Consider the following 14,543-nt stretch of genomic DNA (forward strand, 5'->3'; position numbering starts at 1 on the left):
TCGATCGGGAAAATACGGAGGGTCGATCCGTCGAACGCCGCTACAGGTAGTCCTCGGCCGCGAGTCGTTCGATCCCTTCTTTCAGCCGTTCTTCGCTCGCGGCGTAGGAGATCCGGGCGTAGCCCGGGGTCCCGAAGGCGCTGCCGGGAACCGTGGCGACGTGGGCGTCCTCGATCGCGCCCTCACACCAGGACTGATCGTCGTCGGCGACCGGGAGCATCATGTAGAACGCACCCTCCGGTACGGCGACGTCGACATCGTGGTCGTCGAGCAGGTCGACGACGAGGTCCCGGCGCTCGCGGAAGGCCTGCACCATCCGGTCGACGGCGGTGTCGGTGTTCTCGAGCGCCTCGATCCCCGCGTGCTGGACGAAGTTGACGGCCGAGGACACCGAGTGGCTGTGAAGCTTGCCGGCCTGGTCGATCAGGTCCTCGGGGCCGGCGAAGTAGCCGAGTCGCCAGCCGGTCATCGAGTAGGCCTTCGAGAAACCGTTGACCGTCACGGTCCGATCGGCCATCCCCTCGAGCGTCCCCAGGCTGGTGGGCTCGACGCCGTAGGTGATCTCCTTGTAGATCTCGTCGGAGATGACGGTGACGTCGTGTTCGACGGCCAGGTCACGGACGCCCTCGAGGGCCGCGTCGGAGTAGACGGCGCCGGTCGGGTTCGACGGCGAGTTGACGATCAGCAGTTCGGTGTCGTCCGAAACGGCGGCTTCGAGGTCGTCGAGCGCGGGCTCGAGCTGGAAGTCCGACTCGGAGAGGTCGACCCGGGTAAGATCGCCGCCGGCCATCTTCACCATCGCCTCGTAGGAGACCCACGCGGGGTCGAGCAGGACGACTTCGTCGCCGTCTTCGATGAGCGCCTGCACGATCTCGTACAGCGCCTGCTTCGCGCCCGGCGTGACGATGACCTCGTCCGTGGTGTGCTCGAGGCCGGCGTCGGCGAGTTTGTCGGCGATCGCCTCGCGCAGGTCGATGATCCCCGCGGAGGTGGTGTAGCCGGTGTGGCCGGCGTCCATCGCATCCTTGCCCGCCTGGACGATGTTCTCGGGCGTGGGGAAGTCGGGTTCGCCGACGGAGAGGTCGACGACGTCTGCGCCCTCGTTCTCGAGTTCGGTGGCGAGTGCGGAAATCGCGAGCGTTGCGGACGGTTCGACTCGGGTTACGCGGTCGGTGAATTCCATGGTCATGGGTGGGTGTCGCTTCGCTGAGGTACTATTCGGCGTCGGGCAGTTCGGACACGAGGTCGATCGCGCCGTCGACGGCCTTGGCCGCGTTCTCGACGCGTTCGCGCGCCTCCGCGGCGGACATGCCGGGTCCCGTCACGCCGAGCGTCACGGGGGTGTCACGCTCGAGGCTCACGTCGGAGAGCCGCTGGGCGGTCGCGTCGCTGATGACCTGGTCGTGGTCCGTATCGCCGGTGATGACCGTTCCGACGACGGCGACGGCGTCGACGGCTTCGCGGCGAGCGAGCCGGTCGGCCGCCAGCGGGGCGTCGTACACGCCGGGGACGTGAACCGTGTCGTACACCTCCGCGCCGGCAGCGTTCGCCGCCGCTTTGGCCTCCTGCTCCATCTGCTCGGTGATCGGCCGGTTGAACTCCGCGACCACCAGTCCGAGCGTGGTCATACCCGAGCGGTGGTGAGGACGGGTAAAAGAGGTACCGTTCTCGGGTAGCCGGGCCGGAAGTCGATTCGGGTCGACTGGCGCCGCGAGCGATCTCGTCCGGAGACGGCGATCGGTTCCCGGTCGGTCGTCCGGCCCCGGCGCCGCTCGAATATCCTCGTTCGTGCTCAAAATAGACGCGATTCGTCCACCGGGTAAGCACGATCGTGACGTCAATTGAGAACTCTTAAGCGCCGACGCGGACAACCGGCGCGCAATGACAACGCTGGAGACGCCAGGACCGACGATCGGCGTCGTCGGAGGAGGACAACTCGGACGGATGCTCGCCGAGGCGGCGGCCCCGCTCGGGGTCGAACTCGTCGTACTCGACCCGACGCCGGACTGTCCGGCCGCCCCGGTCGCCCGCGACCAGATCGTCGCCGACTTCGACGACGAGGCGGGGATTCGCGAACTCGCTGCGCGGGCCGACGTACTGACGTTCGAGATCGAACTCGCGGACCAGGCGGCCCTGGAGCGCGTGAGCGAGGACTCCGGGACGCCGGTTCACCCGAAGCCGTCGACGCTGGAGACGATCCACGACAAACTCGTCCAGAAGCGCGAACTCGCGGACGCGGGCATTCCGGTTCCCCCCTTCCGCGAGGTCGAGGATGCGGCCGACGTCCGCGCAGCGATCGACGACTACGGCGCGCCGGTCATGCTCAAGGCCCGCACTGGCGGCTACGACGGCCGCGGGAACGTGCCCGTCGAGTCGAAGGCCGACGCCGCGGAGGCCCTCGAGTCGGTCGCCGGCCCCGCGATGGTCGAGTCGTTCGTCGACTTCGAGCGCGAGATCTCGGTGATCGCGGTCAAGGGTGACGACGAAATCGCCGCCTTCCCCGTCGGCGAGAACGTCCACGAGGACGAGATCCTCCGGGAGACGATCATTCCCGCGGGATCGAGCGACGCAGTCACGGAACGCGCCCGGGACGTCGCGGCGGACGTGCTCGACGTGATGGAGGGTCGGGGGGTCTACGGAATCGAGCTATTCGAGACGAGCGAGGCGCCACGCGCCTCGGACGACTCGAGCGGACGAAGGCCGCGAGAGAGCGACGAAAAAATCCTCCTCAACGAGATCGCCCCACGCCCGCACAACTCCGGCCACTGGACGATCGAGGGCGCCCAGAGTTCGCAGTTCGAACAGCACGTCCGCGCGGTGCTCGGCTGGCCCCTCGCCGCGACCGACCTCCGATCGTCGACCGTCTCGGTCAACCTCCTCGGCGACGTCGACGAGTCGACGGAGGCGGCGCTGGACGGGATCGATCGCATCCTCGAGACGCCCGGCGCGAACCTCCACTGGTACGGGAAGCGCCAGGCGCGCCCGCTTCGCAAGATGGGCCACGTCACCCTGACCGGCCGGGACGGGGCGTCGACCGACGACCTGCTCGCGACCGCGCGCGAACTCGAGGACGCGGTGACGTTCCGATCGTAGGGGACAGACTCTCCTGCCGCTCGCGCCGCGTTTACCATCGATTGAAGTCACCTGCCCGACCACCAGGAACTATGAGCGACAGCGTCACCGACCTGATCGATCGACTGCACCGCGAGGCTGACCAGGACCGACCGTCCGCGGAGACCCCCGACGTAGGGATCGTCATGGGGAGCGACTCCGATCTCGACGTGATGATGACCGGCGGCCGCCGCCGCGGGGCGTACGACGCCTTCGTCGACGAACTCGGCTTCGCCGAGCAGACCGACTACGAGGACGCGCCCGACGAACGGTTCACGTTCGAGACCTACGTCACGTCGGCCCACCGCACGCCGGACTTAATGCAGGCTTACGCCGAGACCGCCGAGGATCGGGGGATCGAGGTGATCATCGCCGGCGCCGGCGGGAAGTCGGCCGATCTGCCGAACATGACGGCCTCGATCGCGTACCCGCTCCCGGTGATCGGCGTCCCGGTCCAGGAGAAGTCCGTCGACTCGGTGATCGGCATGCCGACGGGCGCGCCGCTGGTCGCGGTCGACGCGGGGAAGTCGTTCAATGCGGCATTGTCCGCGGCACAGATCCTCGCCCGACAGCACGACCCGGTTCGCGAGCGACTCGTGGCCTATCACGAGGACTTGCGCGAGGGCGTCGGCACCGTTTCCAGGGACCTGCACGACCGGGGGACGGACGCGTTCTCGTCCGAGTAACGTCGACCGGTCGCGTTGCACGCCACAGCCGACCGGATCGATCGACCGGGTAATGCGATACTACCGATTCGTTCAGCCCGCAAGTGAGTATATATAGTATGCGGTGATTATTCAGGTTGGTTCTGGGCCACTGAAGTCGCCGCTTTGCCCGTTTCCGGCCCCAAAACGAACAATCAACCCTTATGTGCGTGCGGTTTGAAGTGCCGAACGTTACGGAGATGAATGATTGGATCGCCATCGGGATGCTGGCGCTCGTGGGACTGTTGATACCGCTCGGAATGATGTCGGTATCGTACCTCCTGCGGCCGAGCGTTCCCGAAACGAGCAAACGTGCCACCTACGAGAGTGGCGAGGTCCCGACCGGCGGAACGCGCATCCGGTTCAATATCCAGTACTACATGGTTGCGCTTCTGTTCGTCGTCTTCGACATCGAGACCGTCCTGCTGTTCCCGTGGGCGGTCGTCTACCAGGATGCGCTCGCGGCCGAGGAGTACGGTCTGCTCCATGCGCTCGGGCCGATGTTGCTGTTCGTCGCCATCCTGCTGGTCGGACTCGCATGGGCGTGGCGCACCGGTGCTGTACAGTGGGCACGGACACCCCGACAGTTAGAGTCCGGAGCTGATCGACCATGAGTAGCGACAACCCACGGCAGGACATCTACGAGAGTACCGCTCCGTCGACGGACACCCGCGAGTCGCGGATGGGTGAAGGCGTCGACGATCGCTTCAACTCGAAGCTCCGTGAGGCCTTCGGCGCGTCACCGTTCATCCTCACGAAGTTCGACCAGTTCATGAACTGGGTTCGCGGCAACTCCATGTTCATGCTCCAGTTCGGGATCGCGTGTTGCAGTATCGAGATGATCCACACGTACGCGATCAAGCACGACCTCGATCGCTTCGGTGCCGGGGTCCCCCGGGCCTCGCCGCGGCAGGCCGACGTGATGATCGTGCCCGGGACGATCGTCTCGAAGTTCGGGCCCCGCATGAAGCGGGTCTACGACCAGATGCCCGAACCCAAGTTCGTCGTCGGGATGGGATCGTGTACGATCTCCGGCGGCCCCTTCCAGGAGGGATACAACGTCGTCAAGGGCGCCGAGGAGATCATCCCGATCGACATTCACGTTCCAGGCTGTCCGCCGCGACCGGAGGCGCTCGTCTACGGCGTCATGAAGCTCCAGGAGCGGATCCGGAACGGGGAGACCTCCCCCGTCGTCGTCAAGCCGTACGAACTCGAGGAGTTCGGCGATCTGGAACGGGACGAACTCGTACAGAAACTCGCGAACGAAATCGACGAGGACGACCTCGTCATGCGGTACAACTGGGCTGATTCGCCATGAGCACGGGAACTGGACTCGAGCGGGAGACACAGCGGGCCGTCGAGGTCACCGAGGACGAACTCGAGGCCCTGATCGGTGATCGCGCGCTCGGGCGCGACGATCACCTGAACGCACCCGGCTTCGTCATCCGCCCGGACGACGTCCAGGACGTGCTCGCCGACCTCGAGGAGGAGGCCGGCTTCGATCACCTGTCCTGCCTGACCGCCCAGCAGTACACGGACCGGTACGAGTCGATCTACCACCTCAAGAAGTACGCCGATCCCACGCAGGAGGTCTCGATCGTCGTCCCGACGTCGATCGACGATCCGGTGAGCGAGTCGGCCGAACCGGTCTTCCGGACCGCCGACTGGCACGAACGCGAGGCGTTCGACCTCGTCGGGATCGACTACGAGGGCCACCCCGATCCGCGCCGGATCCTCCTGCCCGAGACCTGGCAGGGCCACCCGCTCTCGAAGGGCTACGACCAGGAGAAGCCACAGATCGTGACCCTCTCGGAGCACGCCAACCCGATCCAGCCGGATCACCACGACGCCGAGTCGGACACGATGTTCCTGAACATCGGACCCCACCACCCGGCGACACACGGCGTCCTCCACGTCAAGACCGTCCTCGACGGCGAGACGGTCGTCGACGTCGACCCCGACGTCGGCTACCTCCACCGCTGTGAGGAACAGATGTGCCAGCAGGGGACCTACCGCCACCAGATCATGCCCTATCCCGATCGCTGGGACTACGTCTCGGCCGGCCTCCTCAACGAGTGGGCCTACGCCCGCGCGGCCGAGGACCTGGCCGACATCGAGGTGCCCGAGTACGCCCAGATCATCCGGACGATGGGCGCGGAACTCTGCCGGATCGCCGCGCACATGCTCGCACTCGGGACCTTCGCGCTGGACGTCTACGGCGACTTCACCGCCGTCTTCCAGTACGCCTTCCGCGATCGGGAGGTCGTCCAGGACATTCTCGAGGATCTGACGGGTCAGCGCCTGATGTTCAACTACTTCCGGCTCGGCGGGGTCGCCTGGGACCTGCCCGAACCCCGCGAGGAGTTCTTCGAGAAGACGCGCGACTTCCTCGACGAACTCCCGGCGAAAGTCTCGGAGTACAACGACCTCATCACCTCGAACGAAATCTTCCAGCTTCGGTGCGTCGACACCGGGATTCTCGAACCCGAGGTGGCCAAGGACTACGGCTGCACGGGGCCGGTCGCTCGCGGGTCGGGCATCGACTACGACCTCCGCCGGGACGATCCGTACGGCTACTACGAGAACCTGGACTGGAACGTCGTCACCGAGGACGGCTGTGACAATTACAGTCGCGTGCTCGTGCGCATGCAGGAAGTCGAGGAGTCCGCGAAGATCATCGAGCAGTGTGTCGACCTGCTCGAGGAGTGGCCCGAAGACGAGCGGGAGATCCAGGCCAACGTGCCGCGGACGCTCAAGCCCGACGCCGACACCGAAGTCTACCGCGCCGTCGAGGCCGCGAAGGGCGAACTCGGGATCTACATCCGATCGGACGGCACCGACAAGCCCGCTCGGTTCAAGATCCGGAGCCCGTGCTTCCACAACCTCTCGGCGCTCGAGGAGATGGTCCAGGACGAGTACATCCCGGACCTGATCGCGTCGCTGGGCAGTCTCGACATCGTTCTCGGGGAGGTGGACCGCTAGTATGGCTGGGACGATTCCGGCGGTGCCGCTCCAGGATACCGTCCTGCTCCCCGAGCGGATCGGCGAGTTGACGGGCCTCGACGGGTTCGGTTTCGCCGGGGAACTCGTCGCGGCGTTTATCGCCGCGTTCATCGTCGGTAATCTGATGCTCGCGATGACCGGCGTCGCCGGCCCGTGGGCGAAACGAAAGATCACCGCCGCGTTCACGGACCGGATCGCGGTCAACCGGCTCGGCCCGGCCGGCCTGTTGATCATCGTCGCGGACTCCGTCCGCCTCCTCTCGAAGGAACTGATCATCCCCGAGAACGCCGATCGGCCGGCCTACGACCTTGCGCCGATCGTCGTCGCGGGGTCGGCGCTGCTCGGGTTCGCCGTGATCCCGATGGGAAGCGGCGTGCAACTCGCCGACCCCGAGGTCGGCCTGGCCTACGTGTTCGCGATCGCCGGGATCGCGAGCATCGGCCTGGTGATGGCCGGCTACTCGTCGTCGAACAAGTACTCGATGCTCGGCGGCCTCCGTGCGGTCGCCCAGAACATCGCCTACGAGATTCCGCTCGTGGTGACGGGGATGTCGGTCGTGATCTTCGCCGGGTCCTTGCAGATGAGTACGATCGTCGAGGCCCAGGCCCAGACGCTGGTCGACCTCGGCGTCGTCTCGATACCGACGTGGTACGCGCTGGTCAATCCCTTCGCGTTCGTCCTCTTCCTGGTGGCGAACTTCGCGGAGGTCGGTCGGAATCCCTTCGACACGCCCGAAGCGCCGACCGAGATCGTCGCCGGCTACCAGACCGAGTACTCCTCGGTCTACTTCGTCCTGATCTACCTCGGGGAGTTCCTCCACATCTTCCTCGGGGGTGCGATCATCGCGACGATCTTCCTCGGTGGGCCGGCCGGTCCCGGCCCGGCGGAGATCGGCATCGTCTGGTTTATCGTCAAGATCTGGGGCGTGTTCCTGCTGACCCAGTGGCTCCGATCGGCGGTGCCGCGGGTCCGGATCGACCAGTTGATCGAGATCGGCTGGAAGGGACTGCTCGTCCTTTCCTTCGCGAACCTCGTGCTCACCGCAGTAATCGTGGGGGTACTCGTATGATCGGACTACTCAAATCGATGGCAACGACGATGAAGCACGCGCTGGACGGCTCGACCTTCACGGTCGAGTACCCGGAGACGGCACCCGACGTCTCGCCGCGATTCCGTGGCGTCCACAAGTTCAGTCAGGAGCGGTGTATCTGGTGTCGCCAGTGTGAGAACGTCTGTCCGAACGATACGATCCAGATCGTTATGGACGACCAGCGAAACGGCGAACAGTACAACCTCCACATCGGCCAGTGTATCTACTGCCGACTCTGCGAGGAGGTGTGCCCGGTCGACGCCATCCTGCTCACCCAGAACTTCGAGTTCACCGCGGACACGAAACACGACTTCGTGTACAACAAGGAGCAGCTGAAGGCCGTTCCGTGGTACAAGGACATCGATCCGCTCGAGTCCCGCGAACCCGATCGGGGCGCGTGGATCGGCGAAGGTGAAGGGGAGGTCGATTACCAGTAACGGGTCGCCCGTCCCCAGAGAACGGGCAACTACCAACAATGACATACGAGCTGATCGCGTTCGCGCTGTTCGCCGCCGTCACGCTCGCCAGCGCGCTCGGCGTCGTGCTCATGCGTGATCCATGGCACTCGGCGCTGTTGCTGGGCGTGGCGCTTTTGAGCATCGCGGTGCACTTCGTGATCCTGGCGGCGGAGTTCGTCGCCATGATGCAGATTCTCGTCTACGTGGGCGGGGTGCTCATCCTCATCACGTTCGCCGTGATGCTCACCCAGCGCGAGGACACGGACGAGGTGGTACAGACATGACGAACGGTCCGAAACTCCGACTCGGCGGCTCCCTGGCTCCCGGCCTTCTCGCCGTCGCCCTCTTCGGGGTGATGGCGTTGATCGTCGTGAACACGCCGTTCGCGGCGATGCCGGCGGAGGGCTTCGCGCCGGCCGACACGACGATCACCGAGAACATCGGCTACGCATTGCTCGACCTCTCGGCGCTCCAGCAGATCGACAGCGAGCCGTTCCTCGTCTCGTTCCTGCTGATCGCGGTCGTGCTGGACGCCGCGCTCGACGCCTCGCTCGTCCTCGCGAAACGCGAGGAGGCGGGCGAACCGGTCGCCGCGCTCTCGAGTACGGGAGCGGAGACTGGCTCGGGCGCCGGTGCCGGCGCGTCCACCCCGGCCGATCGGGCGGTCGCCGACGGCGGGAACGAGTCGACGGTCGACGCGGACGCGGGAGGTGACGATCGATGAGCGTCGCCGTCGAGTACTACGTCCTGCTGTCGATGGCCCTGTTCTCGATCGGGCTGTTCGGCATCCTGACGCGTCGCAACGCACTGATGTTCCTGATGTCCGTCGAACTCATGCTGAACGCGGCGAACATCAACCTGATCGCGTTCGCGTTCTACCACGGCAACCTCACGGGGCAGGTGTTCGCGCTGTTCACCATGGCCCTGGCCGCCGCAGAGGTCGCCGTCGGACTCGGGATCATCCTGGTGCTGTACCGTAACTTCCGTGACGTCGACGTCACGGTACCAACGACGATGAGGTGGTAAGATGGCAGCCACAGGCACATTCGGCTTCGCTCCGGCGATCGCACTGTTCCCGCTCGCGGCCTTCGTCATCGCGCTCGTCTTCGGCAACTATTTGCCGAAGAAGGGGGCGATCCCGGGCATCGCAGCGACGGGCGGTTCGTTGCTGCTCTCGCTGTTGATGGTCCGGGCCGTCGCGAGCGGCGAGTCCTATCACGAGACGCTGTACACGTGGGCGGCCGGCGACGCGACGAGCGAGGCCGGCGCGCAGGGGATCGAGTTCACGTTCGGGGTCCTGATCGATCCGCTCTCGGCGCTGATGCTGGTGATCGTCTCGTTGATCGCCTTCCTCGTCCACGTCTTCAGCCTCGGGTACATGAACGCCGAGGGCGAGACCGGTCTCCCGCGGTACTACGCCGGACTCGGCCTCTTCACGTTCAGCATGCTCGCGTTCGTTTACGCGGACAACCTGCTGATGGCGTTCATGTTCTTCGAACTCGTGGGACTCTGTTCGTTCCTGCTGATCGGGTTCTGGTTCCGCACGAAATCCGCGCCCTCGGCAGCGAAGAAGGCGTTCCTGGTCACGCGCTTCGGAGACTACTTCTTCCTCGTCGGCGTCGTCGCGATCGCGGCCACGTTCGGCACGCTCGGCTTCGCCGGTGACGACTCCTTCGTCACTGCGGCGGAGACGGCGATCGACGACGGGACGACGCTGTTCGGCTTCGACGCCGGGACCTGGGTAACGATCACCGGCCTGCTCGTCCTGGGTGGGGTCATCGGGAAGTCCGCACAGTTCCCGCTTCACACGTGGCTCCCGGACGCCATGGAGGGCCCGACGACCGTCTCGGCGCTGATCCACGCGGCGACGATGGTCGCCGCGGGCGTCTACCTCGTCGCCCGGATGTACGGCTACTACGCACTCAGCCCGACCGCGCTCGCGATCATCGCGTTCGTCGGCGGCTTCACGGCGCTGTTCGCGGCGACGATGGGCGTCGTCAAGGACGACATCAAGCAGGTGCTGGCGTACTCGACGATCAGCCAGTACGGCTACATGATGCTCGGGCTGGGCGTCGGCGGCTACGTCGCCGGGGTCTTCCACCTGATGAACCACGCGTTCTTCAAGGCCCTGCTCTTCCTCGGTGCCGGTTCCGTCATCGTCCTCATGCACCACGAACAGGACATGTGGGAGATGGGCGGCCTGAAGGACAAGGCCCCCGTCACCTACTACACGTTCCTCGCCGGCGCGCTCGCGCTCGCGGGGATCGTCCCGTTCTCGGGCTTCTGGTCGAAAGACGAGGTCCTCTACGACGCGCTGATCGTCGGCCTCGAGGAACCGGTCATCCTCGCGGCCTACGCGATGGGCCTGCTCGCCGTCTTCTTCACCGGCTTCTACACCTTCCGGATGGTATTCCTGACCTTCCACGGTGAACCGCGAACCGAGACGGCCGAGGACCCCCACGCGGTGGGCTGGTCGATCAAGGCCCCGCTGGTCGTCCTCGGCGTCCTCGCGACGGTCGCCGGCCTCGTGAACCTCGCCCCGATCGCCAAACTCGCGAGCCTGGACATCACGTACCTCGAGTTCTGGCTCGACGGCGAGTACGGCGTCGTCGAGGGGCTGACCTACCACGCCTACCACGAGACGGTCCCCTTCGAGGAAGGGGCGATCGGTTCCGAGACGCTGACGCTGGTGCTCGGTGCCGGTCTCTCGCTCGGACTGGCGCTGGCTGGCGCGTTCACGGCACACACCTTGTACAACGTTCCCGAACCGACGCGCCACACGACGAAACTCGGCGCCGCGTACGACGTCCTGCGGAGCAACTACTACCAGGACGAGTACCAGGTCTGGCTCGCGGAGGGCCTGACGCTCCCGCTCGCTCGCGCGGCCGATCGTTTCGACCAGACCGCGATCGACGGCGCCGTCGATGGCGTCTCGACCGTCAGCCTGTTCGGCGGTGATCGGGTGAAGCGACTGCAAACGGGGATCGTGACGAACTACGCGGCACTGCTGGTGACCGGATTCATCCTGTTACTGCTGGTGCTCGGCTATCTCGGCGGGTGGTTCCTATGATGATCGAGACACTCATCGCTGTCACGCTGGTCGGCGCGCTCGTCACGTTCGTCGCGCCGAATCGTATCGCCGGCAAACTGGCCTTCCTCATCAGCCTCGTTCCCGCGGGGCTCAGCCTCTGGCTGTTCGCCGCCTTCGACGGCAGCGGAAATGCCCTGCTCGACGGCGACCTCGCGTTCGAGTCGCAGGTCGAGTGGCTCCAGTTCGGCGACTACGCGATCTCGTGGTTCGTCGGCCTCGACGGCATCTCCCTGCCGCTTGTCGTGCTGACGACGATCCTGACGACGCTGGCGATCGTGAGTTCGTGGACGCCGATCGACGAGCGCGAGTCGCAGTTCTACGGTCTCCTGCTGTTCATCGAGACGAACCTGATCGGCGTCTTCGTCGCGCTGGATTTCTTCCTCTGGTTCGTCTTCTGGGAGGCCGTGCTGATCCCGATGTACCTGCTGATCGGCGTCTGGGGCGGCCCGCGCCGGAAGTACGCGGCGATCAAGTTCTTCGTCTACACGAACGTGGCGTCGCTCGTGATGTTCGGGTCGTTCGTCGCGCTCGTGTTCGGCCTCGGCGACGAGGTCACGAGCTTCGCCCTGCCCGAGATCGCGAGCGCGATGCTCGCGGGCGGCCCGGAGGGCTTCCTCGGCCTCGGCGGCACGACGCTCGCCTCGGTCGTCTTCGTCGCGATGTTCCTCGGGTTCGCGGTGAAGGTCCCGGTGGTGCCGTTCCACACGTGGCTTCCCGACGCCCACGTCGAGGCCCCGACGCCTGCCTCCGTGTTGCTCGCGGGCGTCCTGCTGAAGATGGGGACTTACGCGTTGCTCCGGTTCAACTTCACCATGTTCCCCGACCAGGTCGAGGCCTACGCCGTCCCGATCGCCGCGATCGCGGTGATCAGCGTCATCTACGGCGCGATGCTGGCGCTGGCCCAGACCGACCTCAAGCGGATCGTCGCCTACTCGTCGGTCTCGTCGATGGGCTACGTCATCCTCGGACTGATCGCCTACACCCAGTGGGGCGTCGGCGGCGCGACCTTCCAGATGGTCTCGCACGGACTCATCTCGGGACTGATGTTCATGGCCGTCGGCGTCGTCTACAACGCGACTCACACCCGGATGGTCACCGACATGTCCGGGCTTGCCGATCGGATGCCCGTCGCCGTCGGCATCCTCGTCGCCGGCGCGTTCGGCTACATGGGGCTGCCGCTGATGAGCGGATTCTTCGGCGAGTTCACGATCTTCTTCGGGTCCTTCGGCTCCGAGCAGCTCCCGTACTCGCAGGTGTTCACGCCGCTGGCGATGTTCGGCATCGTCATCGTCGCGGGCTACCTGCTCTTTGCGCTCCAGCGGACCGTCTTCGGTCCGTACCACCTCGAAACCGACTACGAGGTGGGCCACGCCCCGCTGCACGACGTCGCCCCGATGTTCGTGCTGCTCGGACTGATCATCCTGCTTGGCGTGGCGCCGGACGTGATCTTCGAGATGATAACCGACGCTGTCGATCCGATTATCGCGAACGGAGGTGAACTGTAATGGCACTCCTCGAACTCCCCGAGTGGACGGCGCTCGCACCCGTCCTGCTCCTGGTCGGGACCGCGATGGCACTGTTCCTCATCGATAGCATCTCGCCTCGATCGACGAACCGGGCGCTGCTGGCGGGGACCGCGACCGCCGGTTCGCTGGCCTCGCTCGGCGTCGCCGCGTGGTTCATCGCCGCGGGCGTCGGCGCCACCGGCGTCGAGAGCACCGGCGCGATCGAACTGTTCGACGGGCAACTCGTCGTCGACGGCCTGGCGCTGTACTTCACGATGATCGTCGCGATCGTGACGGCGCTGGTCTCGGTCGCGAGCTACGACTACCTGCAGGATCACACCTACCAGGCCGAGTACTACTCGCTGGTCATGCTCGCGGCGACCGGGATGGCGACGATGGCGACCGCGAACAGCCTCGTGACGATCTTCATCGCCATGGAGCTGTCGAGTCTGCCGTCGTACGCGCTCGTCTCGATCCTCAAGGACAACCGCGGGAGCGTCGAGGCCGGCCTGAAGTACTTCCTGATCGGCGCGCTCTCGTCGGCCATCTTCGTCTACGGGATCAGCCTCGTCTACGGCGCGACCGGGAGCCTGCAACTCGACGCGATCGCGAACGTGATCGTGGGCGGCTCCGACGCGGTCGCAGGCGGGATCGAGCCGGGTTCGGGCCACGACGTCGCCGAACTGGGCGGCCTGCTCGGACTCGGCATCCTGATGCTCGTCGGCGGCTTCGCGTTCAAGACCGCGAGCGTCCCGTTCCACTTCTGGGCGCCCGAAGCCTACGAGGGCGCGCCGGCCCCGATTTCGGCGTTCCTCTCGTCGGCCTCGAAGGCCGCCGGCTTCGTGATCGCGTTCCGCGTGTTCACGACGGCGTTCCCGCTCGAGGCGACGACCGAGGTGATCGGGATCGAGTGGACCTGGGCCTTCGTCATCCTCGCGATCGTCACGATGACGGTCGGGAACTTCGCGGCGGCGACCCAGGACAACGTCAAGCGGATGCTCGCGTACTCCTCGATCGGCCACGCCGGCTACGTGTTGATCGGCCTGGCCGGAGTGACCGCCGACGGCGGCGAGGTCGTGATGAGCGCGGCGATGATGCACCTGCTGGTCTACGGCTTCATGAACACGGGTGCGTTCCTGTTCGTCGCGCTGGCCGAACACTGGGGCGTCGGTCGCACCTTCGAGGACTACGGCGGCCTGGCGAACCGGGCTCCGGTCGCCTGCGTCGCCCTCGGCATCTTCATGTTCAGCCTCGCGGGCGTGCCGCCGCTGGGTGGCTTCTGGAGCAAGTACTTCCTGTTCACCGGGGCGCTCCAGGTCGGCACCACCGCCATGCTCGTCGTCGCCGCGGCGCTGGTGGTCAACAGCGCGCTCTCGCTGTACTACTACTCGCGGCTGGTGAAGGCCGTCTGGATCGAAGAGCCGATCGTCGAGCGCGACGCGCTCACCCAGCCGACCGCACTGTACGCGGCGATCGTCGTCGCGGCGGTGATGACGGTCGTCCTGCTCCCTGCGTTCGGACCGGTCGCCGATACCGCATCTGAAGCGGCGGCCGCCGTCCTCGGCTGAAATCGCCGACCCG

General features: G+C 66.0%; 15 protein-coding genes. 13 read left to right on the forward strand and 2 right to left on the reverse strand.

Annotated elements, in window-relative coordinates; all coding sequences use genetic code 11:
- Positions 1 to 40: 40 nt before the first annotated feature.
- Both MUN73_RS15080 and ribH read right to left on the reverse strand, forming a co-directional pair.
- Positions 41 to 1,189: a pyridoxal phosphate-dependent aminotransferase gene (locus tag MUN73_RS15080; RefSeq protein WP_250141322.1), complete on the reverse strand. Its 1,149-nt coding sequence runs from the start codon at positions 1,187 to 1,189 to the stop codon at positions 41 to 43.
- Positions 1,190 to 1,214: 25 nt separating this feature from the next.
- Positions 1,215 to 1,628: a 6,7-dimethyl-8-ribityllumazine synthase gene (gene ribH / locus MUN73_RS15085; RefSeq protein ID WP_250141323.1), complete on the reverse strand. Its 414-nt coding sequence runs from the start codon at positions 1,626 to 1,628 to the stop codon at positions 1,215 to 1,217.
- 253 nt (positions 1,629 to 1,881) lie between these two features.
- Between ribH and MUN73_RS15090 the strand changes: the two genes are divergently transcribed.
- From MUN73_RS15090 to MUN73_RS15150, 13 genes are all read left to right on the forward strand, one after another.
- Positions 1,882 to 3,093, forward strand: a complete 1,212-nt coding sequence (locus tag MUN73_RS15090; RefSeq protein WP_250141324.1) for a 5-(carboxyamino)imidazole ribonucleotide synthase — start codon at positions 1,882 to 1,884, stop codon at positions 3,091 to 3,093.
- A gap of 71 nt (positions 3,094 to 3,164) precedes the next feature.
- On the forward strand, positions 3,165 to 3,797 hold the full coding sequence (locus MUN73_RS15095; RefSeq protein ID WP_250141325.1) for an AIR carboxylase family protein: 633 nt from the start codon (positions 3,165 to 3,167) through the stop codon (positions 3,795 to 3,797).
- Between the two features lie 218 nt (positions 3,798 to 4,015).
- Positions 4,016 to 4,429, forward strand: a complete 414-nt coding sequence (locus MUN73_RS15100; protein WP_250141326.1) for an NADH-quinone oxidoreductase subunit A — start codon at positions 4,016 to 4,018, stop codon at positions 4,427 to 4,429.
- Positions 4,426 to 5,133 carry an NADH-quinone oxidoreductase subunit B gene (locus MUN73_RS15105; RefSeq protein ID WP_250141327.1) on the forward strand — a complete coding sequence of 236 codons (708 nt, stop codon included), beginning with the start codon at positions 4,426 to 4,428 and terminating at the stop codon, positions 5,131 to 5,133. Before MUN73_RS15100 ends, MUN73_RS15105 begins: the two co-directional genes overlap by 4 nt.
- Positions 5,130 to 6,797 carry an NADH-quinone oxidoreductase subunit D gene (locus MUN73_RS15110; protein WP_250141328.1) on the forward strand — a complete coding sequence of 556 codons (1,668 nt, stop codon included), beginning with the start codon at positions 5,130 to 5,132 and terminating at the stop codon, positions 6,795 to 6,797. Before MUN73_RS15105 ends, MUN73_RS15110 begins: the two co-directional genes overlap by 4 nt.
- 1 nt (position 6,798) lies before the next feature.
- Positions 6,799 to 7,887 (forward strand): complex I subunit 1/NuoH family protein, encoded by a 1,089-nt coding sequence (locus MUN73_RS15115; protein ID WP_250141329.1) that lies wholly within the window; start codon positions 6,799 to 6,801, stop codon positions 7,885 to 7,887.
- Entirely contained in the window at positions 7,884 to 8,345 is a 462-nt protein-coding gene (locus tag MUN73_RS15120) for a NuoI/complex I 23 kDa subunit family protein (RefSeq protein WP_250141330.1), read from the forward strand. The genes MUN73_RS15115 and MUN73_RS15120 overlap by 4 nt, the downstream gene beginning before the upstream one ends.
- A gap of 38 nt (positions 8,346 to 8,383) precedes the next feature.
- Positions 8,384 to 8,650, forward strand: a complete 267-nt coding sequence (locus MUN73_RS15125; protein WP_250141331.1) for an NADH-quinone oxidoreductase subunit J — start codon at positions 8,384 to 8,386, stop codon at positions 8,648 to 8,650.
- A complete protein-coding gene (locus MUN73_RS15130) occupies positions 8,647 to 9,090 on the forward strand; it encodes a hypothetical protein (protein ID WP_250141332.1) in 444 nt (147 codons plus the stop codon). The genes MUN73_RS15125 and MUN73_RS15130 overlap by 4 nt, the downstream gene beginning before the upstream one ends.
- Positions 9,087 to 9,392, forward strand: coding sequence for an NADH-quinone oxidoreductase subunit NuoK (gene nuoK / locus MUN73_RS15135; protein WP_250141333.1), 306 nt, complete (start codon positions 9,087 to 9,089; stop codon positions 9,390 to 9,392). Before MUN73_RS15130 ends, nuoK begins: the two co-directional genes overlap by 4 nt.
- A gap of 1 nt (position 9,393) precedes the next feature.
- On the forward strand, positions 9,394 to 11,436 hold the full coding sequence (gene nuoL, locus MUN73_RS15140) for an NADH-quinone oxidoreductase subunit L (protein ID WP_250141334.1): 2,043 nt from the start codon (positions 9,394 to 9,396) through the stop codon (positions 11,434 to 11,436).
- Complete coding sequence (locus MUN73_RS15145; protein WP_250141335.1) at positions 11,433 to 12,962, forward strand: complex I subunit 4 family protein; 1,530 nt, start codon at positions 11,433 to 11,435, stop codon at positions 12,960 to 12,962. Before nuoL ends, MUN73_RS15145 begins: the two co-directional genes overlap by 4 nt.
- Complete coding sequence (locus MUN73_RS15150) at positions 12,962 to 14,530, forward strand: NADH-quinone oxidoreductase subunit N (RefSeq protein WP_250141336.1); 1,569 nt, start codon at positions 12,962 to 12,964, stop codon at positions 14,528 to 14,530. The genes MUN73_RS15145 and MUN73_RS15150 overlap by 1 nt, the downstream gene beginning before the upstream one ends.
- The last annotated feature ends 13 nt before the right edge of the window (positions 14,531 to 14,543 follow it).

Origin of the sequence: Halosolutus amylolyticus (assembly GCF_023566055.1) — an archaeon.
GTDB classification, from domain to species: Archaea; Halobacteriota; Halobacteria; order Halobacteriales; family Natrialbaceae; genus Halosolutus; species Halosolutus amylolyticus.